Source organism: Undibacterium sp. WLHG33, assembly GCF_049544815.1.
Taxonomy (GTDB): Bacteria; Pseudomonadota; Gammaproteobacteria; order Burkholderiales; family Burkholderiaceae_D; genus Undibacterium.
In genome coordinates, this window is sequence record NZ_CP186697.1 from 1,213,635 (window position 1) to 1,228,302 (window position 14,668).

The 14,668-nt window shown below is 51.2% G+C and carries 14 protein-coding genes; 6 read left to right on the forward strand and 8 right to left on the reverse strand.

Annotated elements, in window-relative coordinates; all coding sequences use genetic code 11:
• The first annotated feature begins 11 nt into the window (after positions 1-11).
• From ACOTSW_RS05520 to ruvB, 5 genes are all read left to right on the forward strand, one after another.
• A complete protein-coding gene (locus ACOTSW_RS05520) occupies positions 12-245 on the forward strand; it encodes a helix-turn-helix domain-containing protein (protein WP_110258221.1) in 234 nt (77 codons plus the stop codon).
• 51 nt (positions 246-296) lie between these two features.
• The gene (gene purH / locus ACOTSW_RS05525) at positions 297-1,862 is read left to right on the forward strand and encodes a bifunctional phosphoribosylaminoimidazolecarboxamide formyltransferase/IMP cyclohydrolase (RefSeq protein ID WP_423681490.1); all 1,566 of its coding nucleotides are present in this window, start codon (positions 297-299) and stop codon (positions 1,860-1,862) included.
• 35 nt (positions 1,863-1,897) lie between these two features.
• Positions 1,898-2,440: a crossover junction endodeoxyribonuclease RuvC gene (gene ruvC, locus ACOTSW_RS05530; RefSeq protein ID WP_423681491.1), complete on the forward strand. Its 543-nt coding sequence runs from the start codon at positions 1,898-1,900 to the stop codon at positions 2,438-2,440.
• 239 nt (positions 2,441-2,679) lie between these two features.
• A complete protein-coding gene (gene ruvA / locus ACOTSW_RS05535; protein ID WP_423681493.1) occupies positions 2,680-3,261 on the forward strand; it encodes a Holliday junction branch migration protein RuvA in 582 nt (193 codons plus the stop codon).
• A gap of 11 nt (positions 3,262-3,272) precedes the next feature.
• Entirely contained in the window at positions 3,273-4,316 is a 1,044-nt protein-coding gene (gene ruvB / locus ACOTSW_RS05540) for a Holliday junction branch migration DNA helicase RuvB (protein ID WP_423681494.1), read from the forward strand.
• A 255-nt stretch (positions 4,317-4,571) separates the two neighbouring features.
• Here the strand turns inward: ruvB and ACOTSW_RS05545 are convergent, their stop codons facing one another.
• Both ACOTSW_RS05545 and ACOTSW_RS05550 read right to left on the reverse strand, forming a co-directional pair.
• Positions 4,572-5,621 carry a porin gene (locus tag ACOTSW_RS05545; RefSeq protein ID WP_423681496.1) on the reverse strand — a complete coding sequence of 350 codons (1,050 nt, stop codon included), beginning with the start codon at positions 5,619-5,621 and terminating at the stop codon, positions 4,572-4,574.
• 375 nt (positions 5,622-5,996) lie between these two features.
• Positions 5,997-7,154: a porin gene (locus ACOTSW_RS05550; protein WP_423681498.1), complete on the reverse strand. Its 1,158-nt coding sequence runs from the start codon at positions 7,152-7,154 to the stop codon at positions 5,997-5,999.
• Between the two features lie 329 nt (positions 7,155-7,483).
• Here ACOTSW_RS05550 and coq7 point away from each other — a divergent pair, with 329 nt between their 5' ends.
• A complete protein-coding gene (coq7, locus tag ACOTSW_RS05555) occupies positions 7,484-8,119 on the forward strand; it encodes a 2-polyprenyl-3-methyl-6-methoxy-1,4-benzoquinone monooxygenase (RefSeq protein WP_423681500.1) in 636 nt (211 codons plus the stop codon).
• A gap of 103 nt (positions 8,120-8,222) precedes the next feature.
• Here the strand turns inward: coq7 and ACOTSW_RS05560 are convergent, their stop codons facing one another.
• The 6 genes from ACOTSW_RS05560 to thiS all read right to left on the reverse strand — a co-directional run bounded on the left by ACOTSW_RS05560 (position 8,223) and on the right by thiS (position 14,668).
• Entirely contained in the window at positions 8,223-9,485 is a 1,263-nt protein-coding gene (locus tag ACOTSW_RS05560; protein ID WP_423681502.1) for a putative Na+/H+ antiporter, read from the reverse strand.
• A gap of 138 nt (positions 9,486-9,623) precedes the next feature.
• Complete coding sequence (locus tag ACOTSW_RS05565) at positions 9,624-11,909, reverse strand: UvrD-helicase domain-containing protein (protein WP_423681504.1); 2,286 nt, start codon at positions 11,907-11,909, stop codon at positions 9,624-9,626.
• A gap of 267 nt (positions 11,910-12,176) precedes the next feature.
• Positions 12,177-12,800, reverse strand: coding sequence for a thiamine phosphate synthase (gene thiE, locus ACOTSW_RS05570; RefSeq protein ID WP_423681505.1), 624 nt, complete (start codon positions 12,798-12,800; stop codon positions 12,177-12,179).
• Complete coding sequence (thiD, locus tag ACOTSW_RS05575; protein ID WP_423681507.1) at positions 12,797-13,594, reverse strand: bifunctional hydroxymethylpyrimidine kinase/phosphomethylpyrimidine kinase; 798 nt, start codon at positions 13,592-13,594, stop codon at positions 12,797-12,799. The genes thiE and thiD overlap by 4 nt, the downstream gene beginning before the upstream one ends.
• Positions 13,594-14,403 carry a thiazole synthase gene (locus ACOTSW_RS05580; RefSeq protein ID WP_423681508.1) on the reverse strand — a complete coding sequence of 270 codons (810 nt, stop codon included), beginning with the start codon at positions 14,401-14,403 and terminating at the stop codon, positions 13,594-13,596. Before ACOTSW_RS05580 ends, thiD begins: the two co-directional genes overlap by 1 nt.
• Positions 14,404-14,467: 64 nt before the next feature.
• Positions 14,468-14,668, reverse strand: coding sequence for a sulfur carrier protein ThiS (gene thiS / locus ACOTSW_RS05585; RefSeq protein ID WP_423681510.1), 201 nt, complete (start codon positions 14,666-14,668; stop codon positions 14,468-14,470).

Sequence of the window (14,668 nt, forward strand, 5' to 3'; positions counted from 1 at the left end):
ACAAAAACAGCATGAGCAAAGATAGCATTCAGGACGCCGTCCATAAAAATCTGGAAAAATATTTCCGCGATCTGGGCGAACAACCCGCCTCCAATATTTATGACATGGTTGTATTGGCAGTAGAAAAACCTATGCTGGAAATGGTGATGACACGCGCCTCCAGCAACCAGTCACAGGCAGCAGACATGCTCGGCATTAACCGCAATACCTTGCGCAAGAAATTGCAGCAGCACGGTTTGCTGTAATTATTTGCCGCCAGCGCCTGACACCGATTTCCTTACTCATTTATCATCATCATGATCAAACAAGCTCTTATCTCCGTCTCCGACAAGACTGGTGTGCTCGAATTTGCACGTGAATTGTCTGCACTCGGTGTCAAGTTGCTCTCCACTGGCGGTACCGCTAAATTATTGGCAGATAATGGCCTCGCTGTAACCGAAGTGGCGGACTATACAGGCTTTCCGGAAATGCTCGACGGACGTGTGAAAACACTGCACCCTAAGGTACACGGCGGCATTCTGGCACGCCGCGATTTTCCTGAACATGTAGCAGCGCTTGAGCAGCACGGCATTCCGACGATAGACATGGTCGTCGTGAATCTGTATCCGTTCCAGCAAACGGTTGTCAAAGCAGAATGTTCGCTCGAAGATGCGATTGAGAACATCGATATCGGCGGTCCGACCATGTTGCGCTCATCGGCAAAAAATCATAAAGACGTGACCGTGATTGTTGACCCCAGCGATTACGCCGTGGTTCTCGCTGAAATGAAGGCGAATAACAATGTCGTCAGCTATGACACCAAGTTCACGCTGGCAAAAAAAGTCTTTGCGCATACCGCACAATATGACGGTGCTATCACTAACTATCTGACCAGCCTCGGTGAAGATAAAGCACACACAACCCGCAGTGCATATCCGCAAACACTGAATCTGCATTTCGACAAAGTGCAGGAAATGCGTTACGGCGAAAACCCACATCAGTCCGCGGCTTTCTATCGTGATTTGAAAACAGTGGATGGCGCACTCGCCAACTACAAACAATTGCAAGGCAAAGAACTATCTTACAACAATATCGCTGACTCAGATGCTGCATGGGAATGCGTTAAGTCGTTCCAAGAATCCGCTTGCGTCATCGTTAAGCATGCGAATCCTTGCGGCGTAGCGGTAGCCCCGACACCATTTGAGGCATACAGCAAAGCATTGCAAACGGATCCGACATCCGCCTTCGGTGGCATCATTGCATTCAACCGTGAACTCGATGGCAAAGCAGCAGAAATCGTCGCTAAACAATTCGTTGAAGTGTTGATCGCACCATCTTTCACCGCAGAAGCTAAAGCCATTTTTGCAGCAAAACAAAACGTACGTTTGTTGGAAATTTCCTTGGGCAACGAAGTCAATCAATACGACGTCAAGCGTGTCGGTGGTGGCTTGCTGGTACAAGCGCCTGATGCGAAAAACGTTTTGCAGGAAGAATTACGCGTTGTTTCAAAACTGCAGCCAACGCCACAGCAAATGGCCGACATGATGTTTGCGTGGCGTGTCGCGAAATACGTGAAATCGAATGCGATCGTCTTCTGTGGCAACGGCATGACACTGGGTGTCGGTGCAGGTCAGATGAGCCGTATTGATTCTGCGCGTATCGCCTCGATCAAAGCACAAAACGCAGGGCTGTCTCTGGCTGGTTCCGCGGTTGCATCCGACGCATTTTTCCCGTTCCGTGACGGTCTGGATGTAGTGGTTGATGCCGGAGCGACTTGCGTGATTCATCCAGGTGGCTCCATGCGCGATCAGGAAGTTATTGATGCGGCAGATGAACGCGGGGTGGTGATGGTCTATACTGGCACACGTCACTTCCGTCATTAATCATTCGCCTTGCTCTTTTGCGGGGCAAGGCATACATGAAGATTTTAGGTATCGACCCCGGATTACGGACTACTGGATTCGGGGTTATTCATAAGCAGGGACAGAAGCTCACTTACGTGGCGTCTGGCACCATCAAAACGGTCGAAGGCTCATTACCTGAGCGGCTGAAAACCATCCTTTCCGGCGTTTCTGAAATTGTCCGCACTTATCAACCGGATTGTGCGGCGATAGAGAAAGTCTTCGTCAACGTCAATCCCCAATCCACCTTATTGCTAGGACAGGCACGTGGTGCCGCCATCTGCGCTTTGGTCGCCGCCGATCTGACGGTCGCTGAATACACCGCGCTGCAAGTCAAGCAAGGCATTGTCGGCCAGGGACGCGCCAGTAAAGAGCAAGTGCAGGATATGGTGCAACGTTTGTTAATGTTATCCGGCACACCCAGCCCGGATGCAGCGGATGCGCTAGGCGTAGCGATTTGCCATGCCCACAGCGGTGAAGCACTGGCAACACTAAGTGCAATCGCTCCAGAACTGGCAAAAAAAGGTTTGCGCGTGAAAGCGGGCAGGTTGATAGGCTGAACAGGTATCAGAAATACACCGCCGAACACGACTTAACATTGATGCGCCTTTGCAAAGCCTCTCCCCCCGAAACCCATATAAAATCTGCGGCATCTGTTTCTGTGCCTGTTGCGCCTTCATGCAGACAAACAGGAAAGCAACAGCAATCCTGAGCAGCAGAATTTCGCTGACATCCTCTCGTCAAGCCGGAGAGAATCGTTTACTATCACTGCTTATTCATACAGTATGAAAGCAGTCTCATGATAGGTCGCATCGCAGGCACTCTGCTAGAGAAAAATCCCCCACAGTTACTGATCGATTGTCAGGGTGTCGGCTACGAAGTCGATGTTCCTATGAGCACGTTTTATAACCTGCCTCCTTTAGGTGAAAAAGTGGTTTTGCTGACCCATCTGGCTATACGCGAAGATGCGCATGTACTGTTTGGTTTTGGCTCGGCAGAAGAACGTGCAACCTTTCGCCAACTGGTAAAAATCAGCGGCGTCGGCGCACGTACAGCACTGTCTATCCTCTCAGGTATGTCTGTGGCAGATCTGTCGCAAGCGATTACGATGCAGGAAGTCGGCCGCTTGACCCGCATTCCGGGCATAGGCAAAAAAACGGCAGAAAGACTACTGCTGGAACTCAAAGGAAAACTCGGCGCCGATTTATTTACGTCCAGTACGGCGGCTGCGGCAGGTGATCATAGTGCCGACATTCTGAATGCCTTGTTAGCGCTGGGTTATTCCGATAAAGAAGCCATGCTGGCGATGAAATCCGTGCCAAAAGAGTCAGGTGTATCGGAGGGTATCAAGCTGGCCCTGAAATCCCTGTCTAAAGGCTGAAAAATTACATCATGAGCATACAGACAGATAATCTCTCTATCAATTTCAGTGAGCAACGCATCATTGCTGCGACGCCGGTGTCCGCCAGTGAAGAGGCGATTGAACGCGCATTAAGGCCGAAACAACTCGATGAATATGTAGGCCAGGAAAAAATCCGCGACCAGCTGGAAATTTTTATTACTGCTGCGCGCCAGCGCGGTGAAGCACTGGATCACACCCTGCTGTTCGGGCCTCCCGGCTTGGGTAAAACTACACTGGCACACATTATCGCCAGAGAGATGGGAGTGAATCTGCGTCAGACTTCGGGGCCGGTTCTGGAGCGTGCAGGCGATCTGGCAGCGCTACTGACGAACCTGGAGGCAAACGATGTGCTGTTTATCGATGAAATTCACCGTTTATCTCCCGTCGTTGAAGAGATTTTATATCCTGCACTGGAAGACTATCAGATCGACATCATGATAGGCGAAGGCCCGGCTGCCCGCTCAGTGAAACTCGATCTACAACCATTCACGCTGGTCGGAGCAACCACAAGGGCTGGCATGCTGACCAATCCTTTGCGTGATCGCTTCGGTATTGTCGCCCGCCTCGAATTTTATACCCCAGAACAACTGGCGCGCATCGTCACGCGTTCGGCATCCCTTCTGAATGCACCGATACACGAAGCTGGAGCGAGAGAAATCGCTAATCGTGCACGTGGCACGCCACGTATTGCAAATCGATTACTGCGGCGAGTGCGCGACTATGCCGAGGTAAAAGGCAATGGCGAGATCACCAAAGATATTGCCGATGCCGCACTGAAAATGCTGGATGTGGATACGGTAGGTTTCGATCTGATGGACAGAAAACTCCTGGAAGCCATCCTGTTTAAATTCGGCGGTGGCCCGGTCGGGCTCGACAATGTAGCAGCAGCCATCGGTGAAGAGCGCGACACCATTGAAGATGTACTGGAACCCTATCTGATACAGCAAGGTTATCTGCAACGCACTCCGCGCGGAAGAATCGCTACCTCACTGGCTTATGAACATTTTAATCTGATGCCTCCAGATGGAGAATAAGACGCAGGCTATACCTGATCAGCCTGCTCCCGTTAAGTAAAACCATTTGTAAGAAGCCCCGCGCTAGAAATAACGCACGTCGTCGAATGAAACAATGCCTGACTCAGGCAGGTATTCGGTCGCTGCGGATAAACCACGCCTCCATTATCCGGCGTCACGCGCTTGCATGATTCAGTGCGTTTGATACAGAAAATAAAAAAGCACCCGAAGGTGCTTTTTTATTTTCCACAACAGCAAGTTCACACTTGCCGAAGATTAGAATGCGTGACGGATACCCAGGTTAACCATACGCTCTGTACGACCCAAACCATCTGCCAGACCGCCAGCATTTACTTTTGCATCATTAGCAACGCGAGAGAATGATGTGTAAATATTAGTACGCTTAGACAAAGAGTGTGTATAACCCAGAGCCAGTTGTGTACTGTTGCGATCTGAGCTGACAACATCGCTGGTAACACGTGTAACGCCAGCAATAACAGAACCAGCTGCACTTACTGGAATTGTTGCACCCAGGTTCCACAGTTTGTAGGCAACAGAATCATCATCCGATTTTACTTTACCGTAAGCAAGTGCTGCTTTAACAACAGAGAAATCATAAGTCGCACCAGCAAAAATGTGTTTTACAGCGTTCGTTGGTTTAGTAGATGCTGCCACATCTTCAGTGTGGTAAGCAACTGTTGCCAGCAACGGGCCTGCTGCATAAGAACCGGAAACACCGATACCACGGCCCTTACCGATGTCACCAGCTTGTTCGCCGAATGTGTATGCCAGAGAACCAGTGAAACCACTCAGATTATTCGTGGTGTAGTTCGCTGTGTTGTTAGAACGTGGATTTGTTGCGAAGAACAGATTACCCAGACCAGTTGCACTTGTGCTGTCTGTTGCGCTGCCACCGATGATACCTGTACCGAATGGATCGATAGAATCTACCGCATCAAACATTGGTTTGTTTTGACGACCCAGCTGGATCGCACCGAAATCACCAGACAAGCCAACCCATGCTGCACGGCCGAATGCCAGACCACCTTGAGCAGATGCGCCTGTATCAGCTTGAATACCCATTTCCAGTTTGAAGTTTGCTTTCAAACCGTTGCCCAGATCTTCACTACCTTTGAAGCCCAGACGGGAACCGGATTGAACACCGCTGTCCAAGGATGTAATGGAACCTTTGCCTTTAGAAAAAGCACCATTGCTTTCATTTTGAAGAGCCATATCCAGTACACCGTAGACGGTAACGGAAGATTGTGCCTGAGCAGAACCTGCAACTGCAGCCAGTACTGCCAATGCGATAAGTGATTTTTTCATTTTTATTTCTCCAAAGGATTTAAAACAATTACGTTGAGTTTCGATCATTCATTTCAACTTGCGAACAAGTGACACTAAAAATGAAACGTCAAAATTATGTGAACTGCTAATATCAACAGTCGTATTTGACCAAATATGAAGGAGAACAGCCAAGTTAAATCGACGTTCGATGGTAAATAAGCGAAATTGATGTCTCAATTCCACAACAGACCATGACAGACCAGCAACGCCGTTCCGGATAAAAAAATCAGCGCAGTCCGATTAAACGGAAACAGGCAACGGCATGAATACAGTTTCAGGAGTGATTTTGTTTGTGTCATAAAAAAAGCCAGCTGTTCGCTGGCTTTTTAATCGTACTAGCTGAGTTACAGCAAATCAGAATGCGTGCATGACACCAAATGCTGCACGAGTTGCGCTGCTTTGAACGCCGTCAGTACCGATAATGCCCAGAGCCAGCGTTGTATCTTTCAAAGCTGAAGAACCAGCTTTAGCATAAGTCAGCGATGCGTAAGCAGTAGTGCGTTTGCTGAATGCATACTTAGCCATACCGATGTACTGATCAGCCTTACCATCGAAATCACCCGAACGTTTAGTATTGTAGTAAGCGCCAGTCAGGGTCAACTGATCTGAAACAGCGTAGTCAGCACCCAAACCGATAACGGTGATTTTACGATTATTGTTTGGACTTAATACGCTTAACGGAGCACCCAGGTTACCTTCAATCGTATTGTGGCCATAAGTAAAGCGCAACATAGTCGATGGCACAACTTTGTATTTGATACCGCCAGCCCAACCATTCAGAGAAACATTTCCAGTAGGATCTTTCAGTTTTGCGAAAGACAATGCGGCACCATTCGTGCCATCTGTGAAGATACCTGCCAGACCAGCATAAGAACTGGAAGAAATTTCGCCTGCTTTTTCACCAAAGCCGTACATCGCTGCACCGGCAAAACCGGAAATGAAAGGAGAAACGTATTTCACAGAGTTATTCTGACGCAGACCAGGACCGCCCTGATTCGTACCGAAACCACCGAAGAATGCACCGGAGTACAGACCAACCAGCATAACGTTAGGGTTTGTACCTGCATGTGCGAGGCTCATAGGATCGGCCAGACCAACGGAATCCACACCCAGAATGTTGTTACGACCCAGAGTCACAGCACCGAAAGAGCCTGACAGACCAACCCAGGAAAGGCGGTCAAACAAGGAAGAGTTGTTACCGGCCTGGCTGAAATTCTGTGTCAGGTTGCTGCCGCCAAAACCGGCACCTGCTGCGCCTGTATCATTCGCCAGGGTGCCTTCCAGATTAAAGTTAGCTTTCAGACCGCCGCCCAGATCTTCGCTGCCTTTAATACCCCAGCGAGATATTGCCAGCTGACCAGCTTCCATCACGGCTTTATTCGTGCCACCCGCTTGATTGTTGGTGTACATCATAGCGGCGTCGATGATGCCGTAAACGGTCACGTTGGATTGTGCAGATGCCGCAGATGCGAACGCGCCCAGTACAGCAAAAGCGATGAGTGATTTTTTCATTGAAATTGTCTCCAGATTTAATGGTTAATTTGACGTGATGTCTGCAGCTCTTAATTAGGCTGCTTTTTTGGGTATTGCTGGTTCTTCCGAACTGATTGATAAACAATCTAGGTTCCATTGAACCAAACTAAGCGAATTTGGGCAAAGAGAATTTGCGAACGATCGTGTTTAAGCAAATTAAATGTGGCGCGGCGACAACAGTTGTAATTCTGATGAGAATTGTCAGGTTTTGATGCATACGCAATCTGCATTTGCCTTGCGCCAGCTTAAAACCAGTCCCCCGGTCTGATGTTTTACAATAGAGACCTACTTCTTAAAGCATCGTAACCATGTCTCTGCCAAATATAGATCGTATCGTCCTGAGCTTTGATCGCGCGCTGCGCACCGTTTCTGCCCAGGCAAGAAGCTCTCGTCCTTATCCCGCTGCTGCCATCACCAATGAAGACAAGTTGAGCGAGCAGGAAAGAAAGCACAGTGCCGGTCTGATGCGGGTCAATCACGTCGGCGAAATCTGTGCTCAGGCGCTGTATGACGCTCAAAGTGCGTTTTCACATAAAGAAGAAGTGACCCGTCAGCTTCAGCATTCCTGCATAGAAGAAGAAGATCATCTTGCCTGGACTGCCACTCGCTTGAAAGAACTGAACTCGCATACCAGTCTCATGAACCCGCTCTGGTATGCCGGTGCTTACACATGCGGAATCATCGCGGCAAAATGCGGCGATGCAGCAAGCCTTGGATTTGTCGTCGAAACCGAGCGGCAGGTTGAAGCCCATCTGGCGGGGCATCTGAATTCCTTGCCTGCACATGACGCAAGGTCACGTGCGATCGTCGAGCAAATGCGCGTTGACGAAGTCGCGCACGGTGCCGCTGCACAGGAACTGGGTGCCAGTGAAACACCACAGCCCGTCAGAATAGCGATGAAACTGATGGCCAAAGTCATGACATCAACGGCTTACTATCTCTGACCAAGCGCTACCAATCTGCGGCGCGACAGCCCCCCCCACGAAGGTAGCTTCGGGCGCTGTCAGAGCAAGGTATTTTTGCTACCCTGATGACAATACGACGGGCTTACAGAAAATGTAAAAACAGCGTGGCGATCACCGTCGGCAGCGCTGCGGCGGCGATCAGACCCAGCGGGCTGATCGCTTTTTCATTAAACGTATCTTTTAATATCGCAAACCCGGCAGGATTCGGCGCATTGGCAATCACCGTCAAACCACCACCCGTGACAGCACCGGACACCAGCGCATATTTCGCCGCATCAGGCAAACCAACGACCAGCGACCCCAGATAAGTCAGCGCGGCATTATCGGTCACCGCCGTTAATGCAACCGCACCGAAAAACAGGACGGCATTATCCATACCGGCCAGCAAAGGTTGCAGCCACCATTCCTGCTTACCGCCCAGAACCACCAGGCCCGCCAGAAAAAATGCGACCAGCAAGCCTTCTCTCAACATCAGCCTGTCCTGATACTGTTTGTACGCCTCAGTAAATCCAAGGAAAAATAAAAACAGCCCCAGAAATACGACAGGATAATGTGCAAACCAGACCGTGGCCGCGAGAAAAGTAAAATGAATTGCCACGACATAAAAAGGCACAGGCGCATCCGCTGTCGTCGGCTCCGGCGCTTTCAGTGACGTCAGTTCTTTACGGAAGAACAGGCTCAGCAACAAGGCATTTAATACGACGGCACCTGCGGCCTTCCAACCAAACATCTGCATCATGAACGCACTGTTCCAGCCCCATTTCTCCGCAACCATCAGCACCGGCGGTGCCGCAAACGAAGTGAGTACGCCGCCGATAGAAATGTTGACGAATAAAACGCCCAGCGTCATGTATTTCATGCGCTCGGGAATTGCCTGCGAATAAAAACGATCCCGCAACATCAGCGCTGCCAGTGTCATGGCCGCAGGCTCAGTGATAAATGAACCAAACAATGGCACCAATGACAGACACAGAAAATACGAAGCCAGCTGCGTATTGAACGGCAGCAGACGCGCAATGCGGGAGACGAAAGCCTGCACTGCCCACAATACCGGACGGGTGCCAGCCACCACAAGAATCACAAAGACAAATAAAGGCTCAGTAAAATTCTGCGCTTCAAGATAATGAATCGCCTCTTTCTGATTCATCAGTAAAGCCATCACGGCAACCAGCACAAAAGCCCAGAAGCCGAAGACGACCTCGACTTCCCCCAGCAAATGCCAGAGACCAGCATGATGCTGACTTTTGTGTGCCAGCGAAATAAAAAATTTGGTGGAAAAAGTATGCAGCACAGCGATGCCGAAGATCGCCGCCGCTACATACTGAATCAACATATCCGTTGTCATTCTGTGTCCTTTTCCCTTCAATAGATCAACTCACCAGCATCGCGGACATCGTGAATGCTGTTACCGGCGTATATCCAACAATACTGAAACAGCACTGAGCGGCATCGCCGGTACAGTGTGGCAGATCTGATTAAAAAATCAGATTTTTTCCAGTTTGGCGATACTCAGGTCCAGCAGCTTCATTCCGAACTTACCGAAATTGATATGCGCACGCGCATTCGTGCCGCTGCCTTCGATATTTACGATCACCCCTTCACCAAACTTAGGATGCGCGACGCCCTGACCGATGCGCCATGCGTTCGCATCCGCGACCTGATTGAAATTCTGTGCAATGCGATTCGCGCCTGCAGCAGGAGCATCATCCCATGCCGATTTTTTATTGCCAAACCATTGCGGCTGAATTTTTGGCGACAGCCATTTCAAGGATTCTTCCGGCAACTCTTCCAGAAAGCGCGAGCGCATGTTGTAGCGTGTCTGCCCATGCAGCATGCGGGTTTGCGAAAAACTCAGATACAAGCGTTGCCGCGCACGGGTAATCGCCACATACATCAGACGCCGTTCTTCTTCGACGCCGCTTTCTTCCTGCGCGCTGTTCTCGTGCGGGAACAAGCCTTCTTCCAGACCAGTGATAAATACCGCATCAAATTCCAGCCCTTTGGCGGAATGCACCGTCATCAGTTGCATCGCATCCTGCCCGGCTTGCGCCTGGTTGTCACCCGCTTCCAGCGAGGCATGTGACAGAAAAGCTGATAACGGCGACATGACAGTCGGCAAAGCCGCATCAGCATCGATGATGACATTGCCATCACCATTCTCCAGCAAAACGGTATTGGCAGATGCGGGGCCGGTCAGCGCCGGGGCATCTTTGCCAAAGCCTTCTTCCGAGACAAACAGACTCGCCGCATTCACCAGCTGATCCAAGTTTTCTATGCGGTCTGCGCCTTCTTTTTCTGTCTGATAATGCGTCTTCAAAGTACTGAGTTCGATAACGATCTGCACCATTTCAGGCAAAGGCAGATACTGCGTTTCAAAGCGCGCACCTTCGATCAGTTTGATGAACGCTGCCAGCGATGAGCCCGCTTTGCCGCCGACATACGGCACCGCCGCATAGAGCGAGCAACCGTGCTGTTTAGCGGCATCCTGCAGCTGTTCCAGAGAACGTGCACCGATGCCACGGGTAGGGAAATTCACCACCCGCAAAAAGGCGGAATCATTATGCAGATTATCCATCAACTGCAGATACGCAATCGCATGTTTGATTTCAGCGCGTTCAAAAAAACGCTGACCGCCATACACACGATACGGAATATTCGCGCTGAACAAGGCATGTTCGATCACGCGCGACTGCGCATTCGAGCGATACAGAATAGCGATTTCGCTGCGCGGCAAACCTTCGCGGATCAGATTTTTTGCTTCTTCTATGATCCAGTTTGCCTCCTGTATATCGCTGCTGGCTTCCATCACGCGTACAGGTTCGCCATGCCCGGCATCGGTGCGCAGATTTTTGCCGAGACGCTTGCTGTTATTCGCAATCAGAATATTGGCGCTGTCCAGAATATGGCCATGCGAGCGGTAATTCTGTTCCAGCTTGATCAGATTCTGCACTTCAAACTCGCGTTCAAATGCCGACATATTGCCAACATTCGCACCACGGAAAGCGTAAATACTCTGGTCATCATCGCCGACCGCAAAGACCGCAGCACCACGGCTGCTACCGGCACCCGCCATGAGTTTCAGCCATTTGTATTGCAGATCATTGGTATCCTGAAACTCATCGACCAGTATATGTTTGAAGCGAGCCTGATAATGTTCGCGCAAAGGCTGGTTGCGACTGAGTAATTCATACGTGCGCAACAACAGTTCTGCAAAATCGACCACACCTTCACGCTGGCACTGGGCGTCATACAAATCGTACAGCCCCACCAGTTTGCGATTGAAATCATCGTAAGCATCGACCTGCGCAGCGCGCAAACCCTGATCTTTGGCGCTGTTAATGAAATACATCAGCGTCTTCGGCGGGAATTTTTCGTCGTCGATATTATTGGCTTTCAACAAGCGCTTGATGAACGACAACTGATCGCCGGAATCAAGAATCTGAAATGTTTGCGGCAAACCGGCATCGCGGTGATGCGCTCGCAACAGGCGATTACACAGGCCGTGAAACGTGCCTATCCACATGCCACGGGTATTGATCGGTAACATCGCCGACAAGCGTGTCAGCAATTCTTTCGCCGCCTTGTTGGTAAAGGTCACCGCCAGCACACCCTGCGGGGACACCTGGCCGGTTTGGATCAGCCACGCAATACGGGTCGTCAGCACGCGGGTTTTGCCGGAACCGGCACCCGCTAAAATCAGCGCCGACTGCGCCGGCAACGTCACAGCGGCTAGCTGTTCAGGATTGAGATTGTGAAGTAAATTTTGCATACCCCGATTATACGGGACAGACCCTGCGCTGCCGCGCCGATCTGCAGAATATCCGGCAGACCGATCACCGTGATCTGATGCAGAAATGCCGCTGATCCGGTTGCCCGTGAAACCCGGGCCACAGTTCAGCATGCCGCCCAACTATATGCAGAAACATCAGAAATTCTGCATACTCCCCCTCAAAAATAAGAAAACCTGCTTTATCTCCTTATAAACAAAGGGCTTCAAAATATACTCCCGGGAGTATATTTGAGGCGAAAAATGCCGTCAAAACAGGAGACTGAAGTCGGCGGCCGCCTGTTGTGGATTTTCTGCCATATACACGCTGCTGATGGCAGCGACCATTTCCGCCCCGTTCGCCACCAGCGGCTGGCAGTTTTGTAGCGTCATGCCGCCAATCACGACCCGCGGCAGATCGAATTCTTTGCCCGCGTCGCTCACAATATCTGCGGGCGTAGTGACCGCATATTTTTTGATCCGTGACGGATAAAACCCACCGAATGCAATGTAGCTGGCATCACTCGCAACCGCGCTGCGGGCCAGCTGCATATCGCCATAGCACGAGGCACCAAGGATTTTACCGGCGCCGATCTGCGCCCGCGCCTCGGCCACAGAGATATCGGTGCCGCCGACATGCAAACCATCGGCATCAATTTCCATGCACAAATCCAGATGGTCGTTGATGATCAGTGGCTTGTGATAGCGTCGGCATAACGCCAGCAAAGCCGTCGCCTGTTGCCGCCGCAATGACATGTCTGCCGTTTTGTGGCGATACTGAACAAGCGCCGCGCCGCCCAGCAAAGCCTGTTCCGTAACAGCAAGTAAGCGTGCGGTATCGTCCCAGTCTGGCGTCACGATATATAAACCACGTAATGCATGTGTCTTAGTCATTTGAATGATCTGCCCGGAATAAATTGCCCGTCTGCGATCGCGTAAGCACGCTGCAGACTTTGTTGTGTGTAGATTTGCGCCTGATCTAAGGCATGTCGCATGGAATGCCCCAGCGCCAGCTGAGCCGCAATCGCAGACGCCAGCGTGCAACCGCTGCCGTGAAATTCACCGGATAAGCGCGGCCATTGCCAGCGCTGTTCGCCACCGGCATGTGAATACCAAAAATTATCCACCAGCGCCGCCGCTGCATGCCCGCCTTTCAGCAACACATCGGCTGGTGTCATCTGCATCAGCATTTCCACCTGCACCTGCTGTTCTGCGGCGTGCGGCACCAGTCTTTGCAACTCAGGCAGATTCGGCGTGAGCAGCGTCGCGACTTTCAGCAAAGGCTGTATCGCAACGACGGCGTCGTCCAACGATAAACGATCACCGTGACCGCTGCCCAGCACGGTATCCACGACTACAGGCAGACCCGGATTTTGTGTCCGCAACTGCTGTATCAGTGCAGCGATGGCGCGCGCATTTTCTGTATTGCCAGCGATACCGACTTTCATCGCAGCCACCGGTATTTTGTCCAGTAAGCACTGTGCCTGTTGAATTATCAGCGTGTGCGGCACCGCCTTCAGCGCATAGACATGATCATTGTCTTGCACAGTTAATGCCGTAATGACCGGCAAGGCATGCGCGCCCTGCGCGGCGATCGCTTCGATATCTGCCTGTATGCCCGCGCCGCCACTCGGGTCATGGCCGGCAAACACCAGCACGCTCGGGCGCTGCGGGATGGTCGTTACCATCAGACGATGCGCCCGGCCATTGGCGAAGATGGCGACGCGGCAAACTTGCGCGGCATACGTCCCGCTAAAAATGCTTCACGCCCCGCCTCGACTGCCAGCCCCATTGCCCGCGCCATCCGAACAGGATCTTTAGCACCGGCAATCGCGGTATTCATCAACACGCCATCGCAACCCAGCTCCATCGCAATCGCCGCATCCGACGCGGTACCAACACCGGCATCGACCAGCACCGGCACCCTGGTCTGTTCGATAATCAGCGATAGATTCCATGGATTCAGTATCCCCATGCCGGAACCGATGAGTGACGCCAGCGGCATCACTGCAACGCAGCCGATGTCTTCCAGCATACGCGCCTGTATCGGATCGTCGCTGCAATACACCATGACATCAAAGCCGTCCTGCACCAGTGTTTTCGCGGCTTTCAGGGTTTCCGGCATATTCGGGAACAAGGTCTTTTCATCGCCCAGCACTTCGAGTTTGCACAGTTTGTGACCGCCTAATAATTCACGCCCTAACTGCAAGGTGTAAACCGCATCTTCGGCGTTATAGCATCCGGCTGAATTCGGCAGTATCGTGTATTTGGATGGTGGCACCGCATCCAGCAAGCTAGGTGCACTCGGGTCCTGACCGATGTTCACGCGACGAATTGCAACCGTGATGATTTCCGCTCCTGCGGCTTCGGTTGCCAGACGTGTTTGCTCCAAATCTTTATATTTTCCACTGCCGACCAGCAAGCGTGAACGATAAGTTTTACCGGCGATTGTCAGGTCGCTGTCAGCGTCGATTTCCTTATTTATTTCTGTTTGCATATTCCAATCCTTTTCTGTATTTTCTGTAAGTGCAGTAAGCTTTGTCTGAGTTAATTTTCAGCGATCAGCCACCGCCGATAGCACGCACCACATCGACTTTGTCTCCAGCTTGCAATGCGTGATCTGCCCAGCATGAACGCGGAATAATCTGGCGGTTCACCGCCACCGCAATCGCTTTATCCATCAGACTCAGATCTGCAATTAAATCAGCCAGCAGTTGTGCAGGCCTGATCTGATGCGGCGCGCCATTTAACTGAATTTCCAT

Bases quoted from the DNA above. Each gene is read 5' to 3' on its own strand.
- ACOTSW_RS05520 (WP_110258221.1), top strand. From the start codon at position 12: ATGAGCAAAGATAGCATTCAGGACGCCGTCCATAAAAATCTGGAAAAA.
- purH (WP_423681490.1), top strand. From the start codon at position 297: ATGATCAAACAAGCTCTTATCTCCGTCTCCGACAAGACTGGTGTGCTC.
- ruvC (WP_423681491.1), top strand. From the start codon at position 1,898: ATGAAGATTTTAGGTATCGACCCCGGATTACGGACTACTGGATTCGGG.
- ruvA (WP_423681493.1), top strand. From the start codon at position 2,680: ATGATAGGTCGCATCGCAGGCACTCTGCTAGAGAAAAATCCCCCACAG.
- ruvB (WP_423681494.1), top strand. From the start codon at position 3,273: ATGAGCATACAGACAGATAATCTCTCTATCAATTTCAGTGAGCAACGC.
- ACOTSW_RS05545 (WP_423681496.1), bottom strand. From the start codon at position 5,621: ATGAAAAAATCACTTATCGCATTGGCAGTACTGGCTGCAGTTGCAGGT.
- ACOTSW_RS05550 (WP_423681498.1), bottom strand. From the start codon at position 7,154: ATGAAAAAATCACTCATCGCTTTTGCTGTACTGGGCGCGTTCGCATCT.
- coq7 (WP_423681500.1), top strand. From the start codon at position 7,484: ATGTCTCTGCCAAATATAGATCGTATCGTCCTGAGCTTTGATCGCGCG.
- ACOTSW_RS05560 (WP_423681502.1), bottom strand. From the start codon at position 9,485: ATGACAACGGATATGTTGATTCAGTATGTAGCGGCGGCGATCTTCGGC.
- ACOTSW_RS05565 (WP_423681504.1), bottom strand. From the start codon at position 11,909: ATGCAAAATTTACTTCACAATCTCAATCCTGAACAGCTAGCCGCTGTG.
- thiE (WP_423681505.1), bottom strand. From the start codon at position 12,800: ATGACTAAGACACATGCATTACGTGGTTTATATATCGTGACGCCAGAC.
- thiD (WP_423681507.1), bottom strand. From the start codon at position 13,594: ATGGTAACGACCATCCCGCAGCGCCCGAGCGTGCTGGTGTTTGCCGGC.
- ACOTSW_RS05580 (WP_423681508.1), bottom strand. From the start codon at position 14,403: ATGCAAACAGAAATAAATAAGGAAATCGACGCTGACAGCGACCTGACA.
- thiS (WP_423681510.1), bottom strand. From the start codon at position 14,668: ATGGAAATTCAGTTAAATGGCGCGCCGCATCAGATCAGGCCTGCACAA.